At 65.5% G+C, this 17,783-nt stretch carries 21 protein-coding genes; 11 read left to right on the forward strand and 10 right to left on the reverse strand.

Annotation, left to right across the window (positions count from 1 at the left end):
- The first annotated feature begins 58 nt into the window (after positions 1–58).
- The 3 genes from CCK87_RS05245 to CCK87_RS05255 all read left to right on the forward strand — a co-directional run bounded on the left by CCK87_RS05245 (position 59) and on the right by CCK87_RS05255 (position 3,841).
- A complete protein-coding gene (locus tag CCK87_RS05245) occupies positions 59–961 on the forward strand; it encodes a glycine betaine ABC transporter substrate-binding protein (RefSeq protein WP_086460445.1) in 903 nt (300 codons plus the stop codon).
- Between the two features lie 64 nt (positions 962–1,025).
- Entirely contained in the window at positions 1,026–2,048 is a 1,023-nt protein-coding gene (ligD, locus tag CCK87_RS05250) for a non-homologous end-joining DNA ligase (RefSeq protein ID WP_086460446.1), read from the forward strand.
- A 131-nt stretch (positions 2,049–2,179) separates the two neighbouring features.
- The gene (locus CCK87_RS05255) at positions 2,180–3,841 is read left to right on the forward strand and encodes a M20/M25/M40 family metallo-hydrolase (protein WP_170927164.1); all 1,662 of its coding nucleotides are present in this window, start codon (positions 2,180–2,182) and stop codon (positions 3,839–3,841) included.
- Here the strand turns inward: CCK87_RS05255 and CCK87_RS05260 are convergent.
- Positions 3,814–4,866, reverse strand: coding sequence for an ATP-dependent DNA ligase (locus tag CCK87_RS05260; RefSeq protein ID WP_086460448.1), 1,053 nt, complete (start codon positions 4,864–4,866; stop codon positions 3,814–3,816). The two genes, CCK87_RS05255 and CCK87_RS05260, sit on opposite strands and share 28 nt — an antisense overlap.
- A 101-nt stretch (positions 4,867–4,967) precedes the next feature.
- On the opposite strand from CCK87_RS05260, the gene CCK87_RS05265 reads away from it, so the two are divergent.
- Positions 4,968–5,411 (forward strand): hypothetical protein, encoded by a 444-nt coding sequence (locus CCK87_RS05265; RefSeq protein ID WP_170927165.1) that lies wholly within the window; start codon positions 4,968–4,970, stop codon positions 5,409–5,411.
- Position 5,412: 1 nt separating this feature from the next.
- Here the strand turns inward: CCK87_RS05265 and CCK87_RS05270 are convergent, their stop codons facing one another.
- Positions 5,413–5,604 carry a hypothetical protein gene (locus tag CCK87_RS05270; protein ID WP_086460450.1) on the reverse strand — a complete coding sequence of 64 codons (192 nt, stop codon included), beginning with the start codon at positions 5,602–5,604 and terminating at the stop codon, positions 5,413–5,415.
- 299 nt (positions 5,605–5,903) lie between these two features.
- On the opposite strand from CCK87_RS05270, the gene CCK87_RS05275 reads away from it, so the two are divergent.
- Together CCK87_RS05275 and CCK87_RS05280 are read left to right on the forward strand one after the other, a co-directional pair.
- The gene (locus CCK87_RS05275) at positions 5,904–6,773 is read left to right on the forward strand and encodes a hypothetical protein (protein ID WP_249273733.1); all 870 of its coding nucleotides are present in this window, start codon (positions 5,904–5,906) and stop codon (positions 6,771–6,773) included.
- A 74-nt stretch (positions 6,774–6,847) separates the two neighbouring features.
- Positions 6,848–7,150 (forward strand): metalloregulator ArsR/SmtB family transcription factor, encoded by a 303-nt coding sequence (locus tag CCK87_RS05280; protein WP_170927166.1) that lies wholly within the window; start codon positions 6,848–6,850, stop codon positions 7,148–7,150.
- Positions 7,151–7,169: 19 nt separating this feature from the next.
- Here CCK87_RS05280 and CCK87_RS05285 read toward each other — a convergent pair whose 3' ends face one another.
- The 4 genes from CCK87_RS05285 to pnuC form a co-directional block, all read right to left on the reverse strand.
- A complete protein-coding gene (locus tag CCK87_RS05285) occupies positions 7,170–7,868 on the reverse strand; it encodes a DUF305 domain-containing protein (RefSeq protein ID WP_249273734.1) in 699 nt (232 codons plus the stop codon).
- Complete coding sequence (locus tag CCK87_RS05290) at positions 7,865–8,497, reverse strand: DUF3105 domain-containing protein (protein WP_249273735.1); 633 nt, start codon at positions 8,495–8,497, stop codon at positions 7,865–7,867. Before CCK87_RS05290 ends, CCK87_RS05285 begins: the two co-directional genes overlap by 4 nt.
- Before the next feature lie 133 nt (positions 8,498–8,630).
- A complete protein-coding gene (locus tag CCK87_RS05295; RefSeq protein ID WP_086460451.1) occupies positions 8,631–9,770 on the reverse strand; it encodes an AAA family ATPase in 1,140 nt (379 codons plus the stop codon).
- Positions 9,767–10,441: a nicotinamide riboside transporter PnuC gene (gene pnuC, locus CCK87_RS05300; RefSeq protein WP_249273736.1), complete on the reverse strand. Its 675-nt coding sequence runs from the start codon at positions 10,439–10,441 to the stop codon at positions 9,767–9,769. The genes CCK87_RS05295 and pnuC overlap by 4 nt, the downstream gene beginning before the upstream one ends.
- A 167-nt stretch (positions 10,442–10,608) precedes the next feature.
- On the opposite strand from pnuC, the gene CCK87_RS05305 reads away from it, so the two are divergent.
- Positions 10,609–11,790, forward strand: coding sequence for a mechanosensitive ion channel domain-containing protein (locus CCK87_RS05305; protein WP_086460453.1), 1,182 nt, complete (start codon positions 10,609–10,611; stop codon positions 11,788–11,790).
- 3 nt (positions 11,791–11,793) lie between these two features.
- Here CCK87_RS05305 and CCK87_RS05310 read toward each other — a convergent pair whose 3' ends face one another.
- Both CCK87_RS05310 and CCK87_RS05315 read right to left on the reverse strand, forming a co-directional pair.
- Positions 11,794–12,402 (reverse strand): DUF308 domain-containing protein, encoded by a 609-nt coding sequence (locus tag CCK87_RS05310; protein ID WP_086460454.1) that lies wholly within the window; start codon positions 12,400–12,402, stop codon positions 11,794–11,796.
- A 46-nt stretch (positions 12,403–12,448) separates the two neighbouring features.
- Complete coding sequence (locus CCK87_RS05315; RefSeq protein WP_086461175.1) at positions 12,449–13,624, reverse strand: alcohol dehydrogenase catalytic domain-containing protein; 1,176 nt, start codon at positions 13,622–13,624, stop codon at positions 12,449–12,451.
- 162 nt (positions 13,625–13,786) lie between these two features.
- Here CCK87_RS05315 and CCK87_RS05320 point away from each other — a divergent pair, with 162 nt between their 5' ends.
- Positions 13,787–14,728, forward strand: a complete 942-nt coding sequence (locus CCK87_RS05320; protein WP_086460455.1) for a DnaJ domain-containing protein — start codon at positions 13,787–13,789, stop codon at positions 14,726–14,728.
- A 55-nt stretch (positions 14,729–14,783) separates the two neighbouring features.
- Here CCK87_RS05320 and CCK87_RS05325 read toward each other — a convergent pair whose 3' ends face one another.
- The gene (locus CCK87_RS05325) at positions 14,784–15,155 is read right to left on the reverse strand and encodes an RNA-binding S4 domain-containing protein (RefSeq protein WP_086460456.1); all 372 of its coding nucleotides are present in this window, start codon (positions 15,153–15,155) and stop codon (positions 14,784–14,786) included.
- A gap of 75 nt (positions 15,156–15,230) precedes the next feature.
- Here CCK87_RS05325 and CCK87_RS05330 point away from each other — a divergent pair, with 75 nt between their 5' ends.
- Entirely contained in the window at positions 15,231–15,854 is a 624-nt protein-coding gene (locus tag CCK87_RS05330; RefSeq protein WP_086460457.1) for an alpha-ketoglutarate-dependent dioxygenase AlkB, read from the forward strand.
- A gap of 7 nt (positions 15,855–15,861) precedes the next feature.
- Here CCK87_RS05330 and CCK87_RS05335 read toward each other — a convergent pair whose 3' ends face one another.
- A complete protein-coding gene (locus CCK87_RS05335; RefSeq protein ID WP_086461176.1) occupies positions 15,862–16,482 on the reverse strand; it encodes an FMN reductase in 621 nt (206 codons plus the stop codon).
- 127 nt (positions 16,483–16,609) lie between these two features.
- On the opposite strand from CCK87_RS05335, the gene CCK87_RS05340 reads away from it, so the two are divergent.
- Together CCK87_RS05340 and CCK87_RS05345 are read left to right on the forward strand one after the other, a co-directional pair.
- The gene (locus CCK87_RS05340) at positions 16,610–16,813 is read left to right on the forward strand and encodes a DUF1653 domain-containing protein (RefSeq protein ID WP_212638196.1); all 204 of its coding nucleotides are present in this window, start codon (positions 16,610–16,612) and stop codon (positions 16,811–16,813) included.
- Positions 16,813–17,763: an NUDIX domain-containing protein gene (locus CCK87_RS05345; protein ID WP_086460459.1), complete on the forward strand. Its 951-nt coding sequence runs from the start codon at positions 16,813–16,815 to the stop codon at positions 17,761–17,763. Before CCK87_RS05340 ends, CCK87_RS05345 begins: the two co-directional genes overlap by 1 nt.
- Positions 17,764–17,783: the final 20 nt, after the last annotated feature.

Here is a 17,783-nt window from a genome sequence, read left to right on the forward strand (position 1 = left end):
CCGCACTCTTTTCTCACCCGACGGGTGGCCCATCCGGTCGCCCAGAACAGGAACACCCATGAAGAACAGCACCCGCATCATGTCTCTGCTCGCCCTCTCGACCGCAGGAGTCCTTGCATTCGGAGGCTGCGCGGCCGTCGAAGCCGAGACGGTCGGAGACGGCAACGACGACAAGAAAGAGCTCAGCCTCGCCGTGTTCAACGGCTGGGACGAGGGAATCGCCGCGTCGGAGCTCTGGAAGGCGATCCTCGATGAGAAGGGCTACGACGTCGAGCTCGAATATGCCGATGTCGCGCCCGTCTTCTCGGGCCTCTCGACCGGCGATTACGACCTCACCCTCGACGTCTGGCTGCCCGACACGCACGCGTCGTACCTCGACGAGTACGGCGATGACATCGTCGACATCGGTGCCTGGAACGACGAGTCGAAGCTGACCATCGCGGTCAACGAGGATGCGCCCATCGATTCGCTGGCCGATTTGGCCGACAACGCTGACAAGTTCGACAACCGGATCGTGGGCATCGAGCCCGGAGCGGGCCTCACGAAGGCCACCACTGAGCGGGTCATTCCCACCTACGGTCTCGAGGACATGGAATACGTGACGAGCTCGACGGCCGCGATGTTGACCGAGCTCAAGAGCGCGACCGACAAGGGCGAGAACATCGTCGTGACCCTGTGGGAGCCGCACTGGGCGTACACGGACCTGCCGATCAAGAACCTCGAAGACCCCGAGGGAACGCTCTCGTCCGTGGAGAGCCTGCACGCGTTCGCGCAGTCGGACTTCGCGAAGGAGTTCCCGCAGGCCGCGAAGTGGATCGGCAACTACAAGATGGACCTCGAGCAGCTGTACTCGCTCGAGAAGGCCATGTTCGTCGACTACGACGGCCAGGACTTCGGCCCCGTCGTCGAGAAGTGGATCTCGGAGAACCGCGATTATGTCGACTCGCTGACGGCCGAGTAGCGCACCACCTCGTGTGGGCGGCAGGGAGTGACTCCGCGCCGCCCACACGAGTAGCCTTCCCCCTATGGCGAGCGAAGCGGCAAGCATCAGTGTCCCCGGCCCTCACGGCGATCGCGAGGTGCGGATCTCGAGCCCCGATCGGGTCATCTGGCCCGAGCCCGGCATCACGAAGCTCGATCTCGCGCGCTACCTCGTCGCCGTCGGTGAGCCGTTCATCACCGCGAACGGTGACCGCCCCGTGTCGCTGCAGCGCTTCTCCGGCGGCATCGACGGCGAGCAGTTCTTCTCCAAGAATCCGCCGAAGGGTGCGCCCGACTACGTGCGCAGCGAGATGGTGGTCTACCCGAGCGGCCGCACGCATCCGCAACTCGTGCTCGACGAGCCGGCTGCAGCCGTCTGGGCAGCTCAGATGAACACCATCGTCTTTCACCCCTGGGCATCGCGCGCGTCCTCGAGCGATTTCCCCGACCAGTTGCGCATCGATCTCGATCCGCAGCCGGGCACCGACTTCGACGATGCGAAACCCGTGGCGGTCCAGTTGCGGGCCGTCCTCGCCGAGGCGGGCCTGGATGCGTTCATCAAGACCTCGGGAAACCGTGGGTTGCACGTGTTCGCACCCATCCGACCGGAACACGAGTTCCTCGACGTACGACACGCGGTCATCGCCGCGGCTCGCGAACTCGAACGTCGCATGCCGCACGAGGTCACCACGAACTGGTGGAAAGAGGAGCGCGGCGAGCGCATCTTCGTCGACTACAACCAGGCCAACCGCGATCGCACGATGGCCGGCGCCTACAGCCCTCGAGCTCTCGCCCACGCTCCCGTCTCGTGCCCTCTCGAGTGGAGTGAACTCGACGGCGCAGATCCCTCGGTGTTCACGATTCTGACCGTGCCGGAGAGGCTGTCGGTCACAGGAGACCCATGGACACACATGCACGCGTCTCCGGGTTCCATCGAGGTGCTTCTCGGATGGTGGGCGCGCGACACCGAGAACGGGCTGGGCGAGCTGCCCTTTCCTCCCGACTACCCGAAGATGCCGGGGGAGCCGCCGCGCGTGCAGCCGAGCAGGGCCAAGAAACAGCCCTGACACGTTTCGTCGGTGTAAAGATCGGGTAACAACCCGATACCCCCTCTTGGGGGCACGTCGCTGTCTCCCTAGGCTGGCGCAACCGGTCCACCGAATCGTACGGGGCCAGACCAATGGGGGTATTTTTTCGCATGGCACAACGCCGTTCACGTTCACGTTCACGCTCCGCCTTCGCCGCTCTGGGCGCCACCGCTCTGGTCGGTGCCATGACGTGGGGCGGCTCCACCGCTGCATGGGCCGTCGAGCCTCTCGAATTCGCCGACACAGTCACCGTCGAGGCGATCATGCAGCGACTGGGCGCGCTGCAGGACATCGCCGACGCACCCGGCAACGGCGGCAACAGAGCCGCCGGAAGCCCGGGCTATGAGGCGAGTGGGCAGTACGTGGAGAGTGTGCTCGCCGAGGCGGGCTACGCCACATCACGACAGGTGTTCGACGTGGCCACGCAGACCATCGCGTCGCAGTCCGTGTCGATCGGCGGCGAGACGCTGACGCCGGAGCAGGCGATCCCGATGACCTATACGCCGGGAACGCCGTCGATCACCTTCGATGCGATCCTTCCGACGGTGATCACGGGATGCACCGCAGACGATTGGGCGGGCACCGACGCGACGGATCGGATCGCCGTCGTAAGCCGGGGGGTCTGCTCATTCACTGAGAAGTCGCTGGCGGCCGCAGCCGCTGGAGCCCCAGCCCTCATCGTCTACAACTCGGAGCCTGGACCCTTGAACGGCACATTCGGAGAGGTGACCGACGGCACCGTGCCGACGTTCGGCATCGAGGCCGACAGGGGAGCCGCGCTCGTGGCCTCCATCGGTCAGGCGCCCGTCTCCATCTCTGTCGCTCTAGAGCAGAGCGTCGAGACCGTTTCTACGTTCAACGTCATCGCGGAGACCAGCACGGGCAACCCCGACAACGTGGTGATGCTCGGCTCTCACCTCGACAGCGTGCCTGAGGGCCCCGGAATCAACGACAACGGCAGCGGCTCAGCTACTCTGCTCGAGGTCGCCGTGCAGCTCGCTCAGCAGGGGGAGCTCAACAACAAGGTGCGGTTCGCCTGGTGGGGTGCTGAAGAACTCGGACTCGTCGGATCCACTCACTATGTAGACGACCTTGCCGTGAACGACCCGGATGAGCTCGAGCGAATCGCGACCTACCTCAACTTCGACATGGTCGGCTCGCCCAACTACATCATCGGAACCTATGACGCCGACGAATCGAGCGTGCCTGCCGATGTCGAGATCCCCGAGGGATCCGTCGAGACCGAGGACGTCTTCGAGAACTACTTCGCGTCTATCGGCCAGCCGTTCGTCGGAACGTCGTTCGACGGCAGAAGCGACTACCAGGCCTTCATCGACAACGGCATTCCCGCATCGGGCCTGTTCACGGGCGCTGACGACGTCAAGACCGCGGAGGAGGTCGCACTATTCGGCGGCATCGCCGGCGAGACCCACGACCAGAACTACCACCAGGCCGGCGATGATCTCGCAAACATCAATCAGGAGGCCCTCGGCATCATGTCGCGTGCAATCGCGTTCGCCACGGCGTCGCTCGCCAACGACACCGTGCTCATCAACGGGGTGGCGGCTCCCTCTCCCGGCACGGCCGTTCCGGTGGCGCCCGCACCGGGAGATCCCGCATCGGCGGCAGCACCGAAGCCGGCACTCGCGGCCACCGGGTCGTCCGACGCCGTCGCTCTCGTCGGAGCATCCTCGCTCGCTCTGCTGATCGGTGTCACGATGATCGGTCTGCGCGCCCGTCGTCGTTATGCGAGCACCGCACCGAAGTCGTAGGCGGCAGGCGTCTCGAGCTGTTCGAACGTGCACGAGCTGGCGTCCCGATCGGGGCGCCAGCGGTCGAACTGCACCGTGTGGCGAAACCTGGAGCCCTCCATCTGGTCGTAGCGCACCTCGGCGACCATCGTCGGCTCGAGGCGAACAAACGATACGTCTTTGCCTGCCGAGAATCGGCTGCGTTCGCCCTCTCCGGTGGCTGCGGAGCCATCTGGATTCCGCACCACGCCCGACTCGAGTTCGTTCACGAGCTCGAGTCGCCGCGCTGTTGTGAACGCCGTGGCCCCGCCGACGCTCCGCAATTCCCCGGAGTCGTCGTAGAGGCCGAGAAGCAGCGATCCGACTCCCGACCCGCTGGCGTGGATCCGGTAGCCGATCACGACCACATCGGCGGTGCGATGATGCTTCACCTTGAGCATCACGCGTTTGCCGGGCGCATACGACGCGGACAAGGGCTTGGCGACGACGCCGTCGAGGCCCGCCCCTTCGAACTCGACGAGCCAACGCCGCGCCACATCGACATCCCGCGTGAGCTGGCTGCAGTGGATCGGTGCCACTGCGGTCTCGAGCAGTTCATCGAGAGAGCGCCGACGCTCGCTGAACGGCTTCTCCATCAGCGACGTACCGCCGCGACCCATCAGGTCGAACGCGATGAAACTCGCCGGCGTCTCGGTCGACAGGCTCTGGATGCGGCTGGCCGCCGGGTGGATGCGTTGCGAGAGCGCCTCCCAGTCGAGCCGCTCCGCCCCCGGAGCGCCCTTTCTCACGACGATCTCTCCGTCGATGATGCACGGCTCGGAGAGCTGCGAGAGAAAGGCCTCGACGAGTTCGGGAAAGTACCGGGTGAGAGGCTTCGCCCCGCGGCTGGAGATCTCCACGGAGTCGCCGTCGAACGAGACGATTCCGCGAAAACCATCCCACTTGGGTTCGTAGCCGAGACCGCCGGCCACAGTGTCCGCAGCGGGAAGAGCGGTGACTGCCTTCGCGAGCATGGGAAGAGGTACCGGTACGAGTGGAGATGCCATGCGAATGATCCTGCCCCGTCGGTGGCAGGGAGCCAAGCCCCTTGCTGCGACCGAGATCAACCCCCGAGAGGAGGGAGTCGATGTCCATGACAATGGTGGGCATGACGACAAACGACGAACCCGACACCCGCCATCGACGACCTGAGGGGGTGGACGATGCCACGGTGGAGGCACTGGGAAAGCTGTCGGAGGCCCTCGAGATCGTCGAACAGGCGCGCGGCCAGCTCTACGCGTTTCATCGACTGACAGGCGCGGCCGATCTGGCGCTGGGCGAATCTGTCGAGCTTCTGCGCGACGCCGGGCATGACGGGCTCGCCTCGCGCATCGAGGAGGTGCTCGTCGGCCGCAACGTCATCGATGGCCGGTGGACCTTTCAGATCGTCGAGGAGTACGACGACGGATACTATTCAGCTTTCCGTGAGGCGGAGGCATCCGCCCGATCGCAGCTCGTGGAAGGCCGTCGCCATCTCTTCGAGGCGGAGATGAAGGAAGACAGGCGAAGTCACGGTCGACCGGGGCACGAGGCGGTGCCGCCAGGCCGATGAGCTAGTTCTCGAGGTCTTCCTCGTCGGCCATCGAGAACTCTTCGAGCTCATCGACCTCGGCGTCTCCGGCGGGCTCAGCGGCCGAGGACGCTGAGGTGCCCTCATCGAGAGTGCCTGTGCCGTCGGGATATCCTGCCGCGTCGGGATACTCCTGGTCGGCTCCGGGACGGGCTGCGGATTCGTTCTGTGACATCGATGATCTCCTTCGTCTGCACTCTCACAATGCCACGCCCACGGCTGTCGCAACAGGCCGAACCCGCGAACGTGTGCACGAGCCGCACAGGGGTTTAACTGTGAAATCTCAGGACAGCTTCGCATACTGTCGGCTTCGCCCCCGCGCCTAAAGAGGCCGAGGGTGCACCCGACACCGATTCGTCACGCCACGAGGCCACGCCCCGCTTACCCGGTTGCGATGACGGCCTCGTCCCCTCCGGACAGACAGAGAACCACGGGGGAACGCGAGCATCTGCCACGAGCGCGCTCGCTTTCGGCATGCCGGTCGAAGATCCATTGGACGACATGCACCAGGCTCCACAATCCGCCTCTACCCGAACCGCCTCCACCCGACGTGAGCTGGCCAAGAACCGCCGACAGAGCACCCGCAAGCGTTATCTCGCTGCGACCGCCGTTGTGGCCGTCGCTGGCTCGCTCGTCGGCACCGGCTTCATCGTTCAGTCGAATTCCGCAGCCGCAGAACGCGCGGCGGCGACCGCGCAGCTGTCGAGCGGAACAGGCCTGCAGCATGAGCAGCTGGGTGTCTACGCGACTATTGCCAAGGCACAGACCGATCAGAAGGCGAAGGCGACCATCGACGACGCGAACCAGGTGATCGCGGCGGTGCAGAACAAGGTCGACACGACGCCGCTGTCGACCACGGTGGCATCCCTTGCGTCGTATCAGACGCTCGACAGAGACACCGTGCTGTCGCTGATGAAGCAGACCACCGAGGCGAAGGCGAACGTTCAGGCCGCAGCCAGCCAGGCAGACCAGGCAGCTGCGGAGGCCGCCGCGGCTGCGGAGGCTGCCGCCGCGGAAGCTCTCGCTGCCGGAAACACGGTCGCGGGTGCGAAGGCCACCGCGCAGTCTCTCGCCGCGTCGAAATACGGTTGGGGCGACGCTCAGTTCTCGTGCCTGGTCTCGCTCTGGACGAAGGAGTCTGGGTGGAACTACCAGGCCGAGAACTCGTCGAGCGGGGCGGCGGGAATTCCCCAGGCGCTTCCCGGAAGCAAGATGGCGTCGGCCGGCTCAGATTGGGAGACCAACGCCACGACACAGGTGACCTGGGGGCTGGACTACATCAAACGCGGCTACGGAACTCCGTGCGCGGCCTGGTCGCACTCGCAGTCGGTCAACTGGTACTGAGCCTCCTCACCGCAACCGTGAGGTTGCCTTAGACTGGCCACGCCCGCTGCCGGTCTCGTCGAAGGAGTATTTCTGTGGCCCACGATCTCGAACACCTGAGGCAGGTGTGTTCTGCTCTCGGTGAGGCGACGAGATGGCAGATTCTCGGCAGGATCGCGGGTGCCGAGCTCTCGGCGTCGGCGCTTGCCGAATCGCTGCCGGTCAGCAGGCAGGCAATCGCAAAGCACCTCGCCGCCCTCGGCGCAGCCGGACTGGTGTCGTCGAAGCGGGTCGGTCGTGAATTGCGTTACTCGGCGCGCGCCGACGTGCTGAGCGAAGCATCCCGCCATCTCGGCGAGATCGCCGATGCCTGGACTCAGCGAACCACTGATTCGTAGAGACTGCTCGACGCGGTGATCACGTCGCCCGCTGAGCGAGGAGACTCTCCATGTACTCGATCTCGCCCGACTGAGCGAAAACGATAGCCCGAGCCAGGGTCGTGACGAGCGGATGAGTGCTGCGGTCGAGGATCGCCTCGGCCATGTCGACGCCGCCCTTGTGGTGCGCGATCATCAGCGTCAGAAACTGCGTCTCTGCGTCTGATCCGGTGGAATTGCGCAAGCGCTCCAGGTCTTCCTCGCTCGCCATCCCCGGCATGACGCCGGAGCCGGCGGCCGAACCGTCCGATGACGTGCTCGTCGAGGACACGCCGCCGTGACCGTGTCCGCGGTCTGCGTCGCCATCGAGCGTGGGAGTGGACATCCATTGCATGACGGCGCCCGGACGTGCTTGGGGGACTCCCCAGTCGTTGAGCCACGCGTACATCTGGCCGGACTGCTGCGCCTGGCTCGTGGCGATGTCGTAGGCCAGACTGCGAATTTCTGGGTCGTCGGTGCGGTCACGAACGATGAGGGCCATCTGCACGGCCTGATCGTGATGGGTCTGCATATCGCGCGCGAATCCCGCCTCCGCGCTCGTCGAAGTCGGGTCTGCGCCCCGAGCTGCGAGCATCCAGCCCCCGGCCAGACCGACCGTCAGAACGAGCGCTGCTGCGATGACACCGGCGGTGACGAGCCGCCAGCGACTTTTCGCCGCGGCCGGCTCTACTCCGGTCACGCCACGCGACCCGGTGCGTCGATTCCACCGGTGCAGGCGGCTCCAGGCTCCGGTGCGTCATTGGAGCGCCAGAAGCGGTCGAGGAATGATCCGAGACGCACGTCGTCCGGATCGTCGAGGGCGACCTGGGCCCCCCACGCACTGGCGACGATCGGTGAGTCGAGTCCATCGACGGGGGAGACCACGATGTAGGAGTCGGGAAGCTTGGACCGGAGTGCCTCGACGCCGGCAGCATCGAGCTTCGCCGGGTCGTAAGCGACCCAGACGGCTCCGTGCTCGAGGGCGTGCACGGCGTTCTCATTGGGCACGGGCTGGGAGTAGACGCCGCAGTTGAGCCAGACGGCCGCATGATCACCGCCGACCGGCGGGTTCTGCGGATAGTCGACGGGGGTGGTGACGTGGTTCGCGGTGAGTCCCGGGTACGTCTCGAGCCCGTCGATGGCGATAGACGACGGATCGGGCTTGGGCGTGGCCGACGTGACGACGAAACCGATGAGTAGACCCACAACGGCGACAGCGGCTACCGATCCAGTGACGATAGCGACGAGGCGGTTGCGTTTCTGCCGTGCCTGCGCCTGGCGGAATGCTGCCAGTTTGACCTCACGATCCGCGGCGCGCTGCTGTTTCACCGTCAACTTCTGGGGGCGGTGTGATTCTCGGGCGTCTTCGGGCGGCGGGGTCACGTCTCTCGATTCGGTCGGATTTATCGGTTGTAGCTACAACTTGTCATGGTCAGGCTGGAGAAAGTCTGGGAACGGTGCATCAGAGGGCTCCGTCAACGGACAGACGTGTCACGTCGGCCCACGACGGGGAGACGAATGTCGAGTTGCGGGCGAACATCGCGTCGATGACCTCGATCGAGTAGTCCAGGCGAGTCTGGTGCGATCCTCGCAGAAGTACCCAGGGCAGCCCGCGCGCGGTCAGACCGTCGACGATCCACCGGGTCATCTCCGGGCGTATGTGCTCGCCGTCTCGCCACCCGTCTTGATCGAATGGCACGCCGACGTGATCGGTGATGAGGTAGAGGTCGCGGCGGGGCAGCTCGGACGTAGCAGCGAGGAGCGCCTCCCTGCTGTGCGCTCCGACATAGCGCCGTTCCCACAGCGAGGTCGCGAACGCATCCGTGTCGGCGATCACGAGTGCGCAGTCGAGGGCCGCGGCCTGCTCCATCCGTGTCTGTTCGCGCGCGATGTGCCCGAAATGCTCAGGCAACCAGACGAGGTCGTCGATGGTCGGACTAGGCAACCCGGAGGCCTCGGCCTCGGCCGAAGCGCACTCGTGCAGGTCGTAGGTGAATCGCCGGCCGTACTCGTCGACCTCCGTGATCGCCTCGAACCCCGGCCGAGCGCGGTAGTGGCGTCGAAGCGCCACGGCAAGGGTGGTCGTGCCCGTCGACTCAGCGCCGATCACGACGATCCGCGTCGCGAGGTCGAGGCGCGCGGGTTCGACGAGCTGCGACCAGCGTTGGGCGAGGTTCTCTCTCGCGGCGGTTCCGCTTATCGGGATCCGGCGCCGCTCGGGGTCGTCCAGCACGTGCGCTGCACCCATCCGTGTCGCCAGGTCTCGTCCGTAGTCCTCAGAGCTGAAGACGACGTCGACAGCGTCGATTCCGGCGTTGCGGAGTGCGGCCTGAGTGACCTCGAGGTGGGCGACCCACGCTATCTCGCTGTCATAGTGCACGGGCGCATCGTCGAGAACTCCGAGGACGGTCACGGCGTCGAAATGGGCGGTGGCCGCCGTGACCCAGGCCACGCGCTGCTCGAGCGGGATGGTCTCGATCTGCGTCGCCATCACCAGCACAACGAGACGGTCGGATTCTCGAGATGCACGCTCGATCAGAGCGAGGTGACCGAGGTGCGGGGGATAGAACTTGCCGATGATCAGGCCCGTACGTGTCGTCATGGGGCCGCGACCTGACGATCGTGCACAGCGCTCGAATGCGAGTCCGCCGAGGTACGGCGCAGCTCGACCCGCCATCGACGGAGGCCGTCGAAGCAGAGGGCGAGGAATCCGGTGTACAGAATCGCGGTGAGCCAGAGCCCCTTAGAGATGTAGAGGGGAATCGACACCATGTCGACGATGATCCATACCCACCACTGCTCGATGATCTTGCGCGCCTGCCCCCACGTCGCGAGAAGCGAGGCCGCCAAGACGAACGCGTCGGGCAGGGGCACGGTCGAATCCGTCGCTGTGTTGAGAGTCACCGCTGCAGCAGCGGTGAGCACGACCGTCACGGCGGCTCCCCAGACCCCTTCGCGACGCGTGGCGCGACGAACTTCGACGGCTATCGAGGAGTCGGCCGACCTGCGCCGGGTCCAGAGGATCCATCCGTACACGGCGATCGCTGCGAAGATCACCTGCAGCGCCGCGTCCGCATAGAGGCCTGCCCCCACGAAGAGAATCACGAACGCGACGTTGTTCGCGATACCGACCGGCCAGTTCCACACGAACTGTCGAGTCACGGCCCAGACACAGAGCGCCCCCGTGACGAACCCGATCACCTCGATGACGGTCACGCTCTCGCCGAGCACGGAGAAGGCCGTCGCCTGAAAGAAGTCGAGCAGATCGAACACGGTAGGAGCATGGCCTTTCGCGGACGCCGGACAGGAGGAGGATTCAAGACTAACGATCGCGCGCAGTGCCGAGGATTTGGCGCGGATGCCCCTGCTTGCCAGCATGGAGGACATCGTCCAGCCTGCTCGACGCACAATTCCGCCGCATCATCGAAAGGGGAACGCAGATGCTCACCGACATCCTTCAATCCGAGCTCGTGCGGAGTGTCCTCGGGGCGCTCATCGCCATCGCCGCCGCTATCGTCGTGGTCATCATCGTCGCGATCGTCTTTCGAGTCACCGCCCGGCACCGTCCCTGGGCGGGCCAGCTCGTCGACACGGCGCGGCGACCTTTCCGGGCCGCTCTGGTCGTGAGCTTCGTCTGGGTGTCGCTGAGTCTCACCGTGACCGATCCTCAGCTCGCCTCCGCCCTGAGCCTGGTGATGCGGATTCTGGCCATCGTCGCCGTCGCCTGGCTTGCCGGCGCCATCATCGTCTTTCTCGAGAATCTCGGTCTCGCGCGCTATCGCATCGACACTCCCGACAACCGGGTGGCCCGGCGCGTTCGCACGCAGGTCCTCATTCTCAAGCGGCTCAGCATCGTGATCGTGGTGGTGGTCGCCCTCGGTGCCGTCCTGCTGTCCTTTCCCGGTGCCCAGACCTTCGGGGCCAGCCTTCTTGCATCCGCCGGATTGCTCTCGATCATCGCGGGTCTCGCCGTGCAGTCCAGCCTCTCCAACGTCTTCTCGGGAATGCAGCTCGCCTTCAGTGACGCGATCCGCGTCGACGACGTGGTGATCGTCGAAGGCGAGTGGGGCCGGGTCGAGGAGATCACTCTCACCTACGTCGTGGTGCACATCTGGGACGACCGGCGCATGATCCTCCCGTCGACGTATTTCACCTCGAAGCCCTATCAGAACTGGACTCGGCGGAACTCGGAGCTGCTCGGCTCGGTCGAGTTCGACCTCGATTGGCGGGTCACCCCGCAGCACATGAGAGAGGAGCTGGACCGCATCCTGTCGCGTACCCCGCTCTGGGACGAGCGGGTGAAGGTGCTTCAGGTCACGGATGCGATCGGCGGCTACGTGCGAATCCGCATCCTGGTCAGCGCTGTCGACGCGCCCACGCTCTTCGACCTGCGCTGTTTCGTGAGAGAGGAGCTGGTGACCTGGTTGCACGAGCAGAGCCCAGTCTCTCTTCCGCGGGTGCGGGTGCAGGACACGAAGGATGCCGACATGCGCCGCCCCTCGCTCGAGCCTGAGCCGAACCTCGGAACCGGCGGTCTGTTCTCGGGCGACCGCGAGGCCGAAGACAGGGCGAGCCTGTTCACCGGTCGCATCGACGTGATTCGCCCGCCCGAGTCCGATTGAGACTCAAGCTGCCGGCCGAGCCGAACTGCTCTCGCTCGGCCGCGCCGCACCCCGTCGCAGTTGGACGGCGACGACGATGAACATCACGCCGAAGATGATGGCGTAGATCCCGACGAGCCAGATGAGGCTGAGCACGGTCGCGCCCGGCGTCACGAGCGTTACGATTCCGAGCAGAATGCCGAACACCAGCGTGAGTACGGCCGAGATGATGCCGATGGTTCGTCCGCGCCCATCTTGCAGCCCGGCGGCCGACCGGATGCCGATGGCCCCGTGCATCACCGCGTATATGACGATCGTCCACACGGCGAAGATGCCCCCGATTAGTCCGGTGAGGGCGGGGTAGGCGAACGCGACGAGACCGGCGACGATCGAGATGGCGCCCTGGAACGCCAGCCATCCCCATCCGGTGCCCGCCGTGCGCAGCTGAAACGCATGCACCACCGCTGCGACGCCGTCGACGATCGCATACGCGCCGAACACGATCACGACGCCCGTCAGTGCCGCGCCGGGAGCAGCGAGGGCGATGATGCCGAAGATCACTGCGAGGATGCCCCGCAGGAGAACGGCCCACCAGATACCTCTGCTAGCGGCGGCGAGCGGATTATTGGTCATGCTGCATACGGTAGTCCCGCCGCTGTCGTGGGGGAAGAGCCGCCGATCAGGGCGTCAGGACGACCTTGATGCATCCGTCTTCTTTCTTCTGGAACACCTCGTACATCGCCGGAGCCTCTTCGAGCGACACGCGGTGAGTCGTCAGATCGAGAACGCCGAGGGGATCACGCGGGTCTTCGACGAGAGGCAGCAGGTCGTCTATCCAGCTGCGCACGTTGCACTGTCCCATGCGCAGGGAGACCTGCTTGTCGAACATCGACTTCATCGGCATCACGTCGGCCTCACCGCCGTAGACCCCGCTCAGCGACACCGTTCCGCCTCGCCGCACCACGTCGAGCGCGGTGTGCAGGGCGGCGAGCCTGTCGATGCCTGCCTTGTCCATGGCCGGTCGCGCCACAGCGTCGGGCAGGATGCCGACGACGGCCTGCGCGAATCCCGCTCCGGGAGAGCCGTGTGCCTCCATGCCGACGGCGTCGACAACGGAGTCCGGACCTCGTCCCTCCGTCTGGTCGCGAAGAATGTCGACGATGTCGTCATCGAGATCCCACACCTCAGCGCCGTATCGAGCTGCCAACGCGCGCCTCTCGGGCACGGGATCGACGGCGAGTACCCGGTAGCCGAGATGGGTGCCGACCCGTGCGACGAATTGGCCGACAGGCCCCAACCCGAGCACACCCAGGGTGCCGCCATCGGGCACATTCGCGTACTTCACGCCCTGCCAGGCCGTCGGCAGGATGTCGCTCAGGAACAGATAACGGTCATCCGGTCCTTCGGGCGACACCTTCACGGCGTTGTAGTCGGCGAGGGGCACCCGAAGCAACTCCGCCTGTCCTCCCGGAACCTGCCCGTAGAGCTTCGTGTAGCCGAAGAGGGAGGCGCCGGAGCCCTGTTCCCTGACCTGAGTCGTCTCGCACTGGGACTGCAGACCACGGCGGCACATGTAGCAGTGGCCGCACGCGATATTGAAGGTCACGACGACGCGATCGCCGACAGCGAGATTGCGTACATCGGAACCGATCTCTTCGACGATGCCCATGGGCTCGTGGCCGAGAACATCGCCGCGGTCGAGGAAGGGGCCGAACAGTTCGTAGAGGTGCAGGTCGGATCCGCAGATCGCCGTCGACGTGATGCGCACGATCGCATCGGTCGGAGCCACGATGACCGGATCCGGCACTGTCTCGACGTGTACGTTTCGTTTTCCTTGCCAGGTGAGTGCTCTCATGTGTCCATCGTGCGTCGAAGCCGCCATGCGGCGCGCACGGGTGGACACGCGGCCGGTGACGGTGTACAGCCGAATGCTCCGGGGCACGACGTCAGGAATGGCCGGTATTCTCGTGCTCGGGCCCCGTGGGTCACACTCTGATCAGGAAGGTTCACGAGCGGCATGTCTGACAGTCCGGCCTCGGCCACTCCTTACGAGGTGCTCGGCATCGCTCCCTCTGCGAGCCTCGACGAGATGCGGCGTGCCTATCGTCGTCGCTTGCGCGAGACCCACCCTGACACGGGCGGTTCACCCGCGCGATTCCATGCCGTCCAAGCTGCGTGGGAGGTATTGGGCGACCCGGCGTCGCGTTCGGCGTATGACAGGGGAGCATCGGCGAGCTCGGCTCACACCGGTTCAGCACGTGCCACGGGATCGTCGTCGTGGGCTGCTCGCGCTGCGGCGCCGTCGAGTGCATCGAGTTTGAAGGCACGCTCCTATGGGCATCCCGGCGGACAGGCCAGAGAACGATTTCTGACGCTCATCAGAGAGTGGGCGGGGCGCGGATCCGACCTGCCTGATCCCTATGATGCCGCGCTCGTACGAAGCGCTCCTCGGGAGATCCGGTGGCTGCTCGGCAAGGCCTTAGCCGAAGAGCAGACAGCTCGCACCCTGTCGGACCTGGGCATGGGATTCACCGTATGGAATGATGTCGCCACGCCCACGGGCCACAAGATCGATCATGTCGCGCTCGGCCCTGCCGGTCTCTTCGCCGTGATGAGCGAAGACTGGGGAGAGTCTGTCCATCTCCACCGGGGCGAGCTGACGGGCGACACGATTCCCGACGGCGAACTGCCGATACGCGACCTCGTTCGTTCGGCGCGCAAGCTGGGACGATCGCTCGGGGTACGGTTCGACGGACAGGTCATCGTCGTTCCCGACGGAGCTCTCGTCGAGGCATCGTCGGAGTCGATCGACCGAGGCCGCAATGCGGGCACCCTCGTGATCGCGCGCTCGCGGTTGTCAGACGTGATGCGGTCTGGGGTGTCGAGCGGCGATGCACGGCGCCAGGGCGACGTCTTCGAGGTACGAACGCGCCTGCAACAGGGCGTGCAGTTGGTCTGACATCGTCGGCGTGACCCAGTGGGTGTGACCCATTGACGACGACGATGCGCCCGCCTCAGTGCCCCCGAAGCTTCTCGATGTCGCGACGCTCGCGCTTCGTCGGACGCCCGGCACCGCGATCGCGGATAGGCACGAAGGGCACGTCCTCACGCGCCGGCGGGGGCGGGGTGTTGTCGGTGAGGCTTTCGGCCGCAACGGCCGCACTCACTCGTTTCGCGAGGATCCGCTTGACGACGACGATGCGCTCGGCGTCGGGAGTCCGGACCCTGATCTCGTCGCCCACCCGTACAGAGTGGGCCGCCTTGACCTTGTCTCCATTCACCCGCACATGACCCGCGCGGCACGCAGCGGTGGCGAGAGAGCGCGACTTGATCAGCCGCACGGCCCAGATCCAGCTATCCACTCGGATCGATGAGCCCGCTTCCATGACTCGACTCTACGAGACCTGAAGCGGGGCGCGACGCGAGTAGAACATACGTTCGAATGTCCGTATGCTCGAGATATGACTCTCGCGTACCAGGCCTCGCTCTTCGATGATCCGGGCGCTGCCCCCGAGGTAGGCGCTCTCGGCGGGAGTGTTCAGCGAATCGCTCTCGACGCAGGCGCGTGGATGGACCTGAGGCCCGGTTGGGTTGCGAATTCCGACTCGCTCTTCGAAGAGCTCGTGGGTGCTGTCGAGTGGCGAGCCGATAGACGGGAGATGTACGACAAGATCGTCGAGGTGCCCCGACTCGTGAGCTGGTTCGGTGAGAGAGACCGTCTGCCGCATTCGACACTCGACGACGCGCTGCGCCTTCTCAATGAGCATTACTCTCATCTCGACGGTGAGCGATTCGCCACGGCCGGTCTCTGTTTCTATCGCACCGGTGATGACAGCGTCGCCTGGCACGGCGACCGTGTCGGTCGTTCGAGTCAGCGCGACACGCGTGTCGCGATTCTCTCCGTCGGCGCCGAGCGCGTGCTCTCCGTTCGCCCGGTCGGCGGCGGGGAGATCCTCCGCTTCCCCGTCGGGCACGGCGATCTCATCGTGATGGGAGGCAGTTGTCAGCGCACCTACGAGCACGCGATCCTCAAGTCGGCCAAAGCCGTCGGCCCCCGCATCAGCGTGCAGTTCCGACGCGCATGAGTTGCGGTTACGCCGAAACGGCGAGATTCGCCAGCTGCTGAGCGAAAGGGATGACGGGCTCCTCGACGGGCCGCGTCGCAGGGCGCCCCTCGACGGTCTCGGCGAGTTCGCCGGCGGCCCGAGTGATACGCACGGCGAGTTCACCGTGAGTCCCTCCGGTGCTGCCCCAGTCTTCGGAGGCGGCGAAAACCGAGGTAGGCACGATGACCGACTGCAGGTAGGCGAACAGAGGGCGCACCGAATACTCGAGCGCGAGAGAGTGGCGCGCTGTGCCGCCAGTCGCGGCGAGGAGTACTGGCTTTCCCGCCAGGGTGCGCGGCTCGAGGATGTCGAAGAACGACTTGAACAGTCCGCTGTACGACGACGAAAAGATCGGGGTCACGGCGATGACGGCATCGGCGCCGGCGATGGTCTCTATGGCTGTGGCGAGGTCGCCGGCCGCGAAGCCGGTGAGCATCGTGTTCGTGATCTCGTGTGCCAGGTCGCGGAGTTCGATCACGGTGATGCTCGCGTCGGAACCCGCCTCTGCCAGGGCCCGCGTGGTCGCTTCGCCCAATCGGTCGGCGAGCAGGCGCGTCGACGAGGGCTGGCTGAGGCCGGCCGAAATGATTGCGATCGACTTGTTCATGATGATCTCCACTCCACACATTTCAATGCGTTTGCATCTATATCAGTTCGAAACCGTCTGTGTGCGGGGAATATTCCCACCGGTCCACGCCTGCGTCACGTCAGAGAAGATGAGGCAGAATCGGGTGATGGATACCTTGGAGCCCGGCGCATACCTTCACTTCAAGGGCGGTCGATACGACGTCGTCGGTGAAGCCCGGCACAGTGAGACAGAAGAGAGACTGGCGCTCTACCGATCCGCGGATGGTTCCCTGTGGGTGCGGCCCCTCGACATGTTTCTCGGCGAAGCGCTGGTCGACGGCGTGGCGGTTCCGCGCTTCACCAAGCTGTGATGGCCGAGAATACGGCCGGTGCGGCTGCCCGTCGCCCGCACGGAAGTGGGGACGCCTGGGTCACCGCGCCGGATGGGCGAAAGTTCTGGGGCACCTTCGGGGCTGCGGGTCTCCTCGTGCACGATCACCGTGGCGTGCTGCTCCAGCTTCGGGTCGAATGGAGTCATCACGGAGGAACCTGGGGTCTACCCGGGGGAGCGCGGCACGAGGGCGAGTCTGCTGTGCGCGGCGCTCTCCGAGAAGCTTCTGAGGAGGCCGGGGTTCCGGGGGACGCGCTCGAGCTCGAATTCACGAGCGTTCTCGACCTCGGCGTCTGGAGCTACACGACAGTCGGAGTGCGTGCCACGCGTGCCTTCGACGCGGTCATCGGTGACGCGGAGAGCATCGAGCTCCGCTGGGTCCCGATAGACGAGGTCGACTCGCTGCCTCTCCATCCCGGCTTCGCCGCGCGCTGGCCGTCGCTCAGGGAGCTTCTCGAGAACCCGATCAGCGTGGTCGTCGATGCGGCCAACGTGATCGGCTCCCGGCCCAACGGGTGGTGGAAGGATCGCGCGGGGGCTGCGACGAATCTGCTCGAGTCTCTCGCCCGCAGAGCCGACGCGGGCATCCCGGCAACGCTCCTCGGCCTCGTTGTCGACGTGTACTGGCCATCGATCGTCGCCGTACTGGAAGGGCAGGCCAGACACGCGCAGGATCTGCGAGTCGTCGACTCGGCTCGTGCGCTGGCCGACGGCATCCGGTCGCCCGAGATCATCGTGCTACGCGCCGAGGCAGAGGGGGACGAATCGATCGTCGAGGTCGCCGCTTCGCGACGGAATGCGGGCGATGATGTACTGGTCGTGACGGCCGACGCGGAGCTTCGAAGACGAGTCGAATCGCTGGGATGCACGACGAGAGGAACGGCCTGGTTGACGGGGATGCTCGGAGCTTCGTCCGTCGCGTCGTCATGACACCGGACTCGGTCGCGGAA

This window comes from Agreia sp. VKM Ac-1783 (genome assembly GCF_900177765.1).
In the GTDB taxonomy this organism is placed as follows: Bacteria; Actinomycetota; Actinomycetes; order Actinomycetales; family Microbacteriaceae; genus Agreia.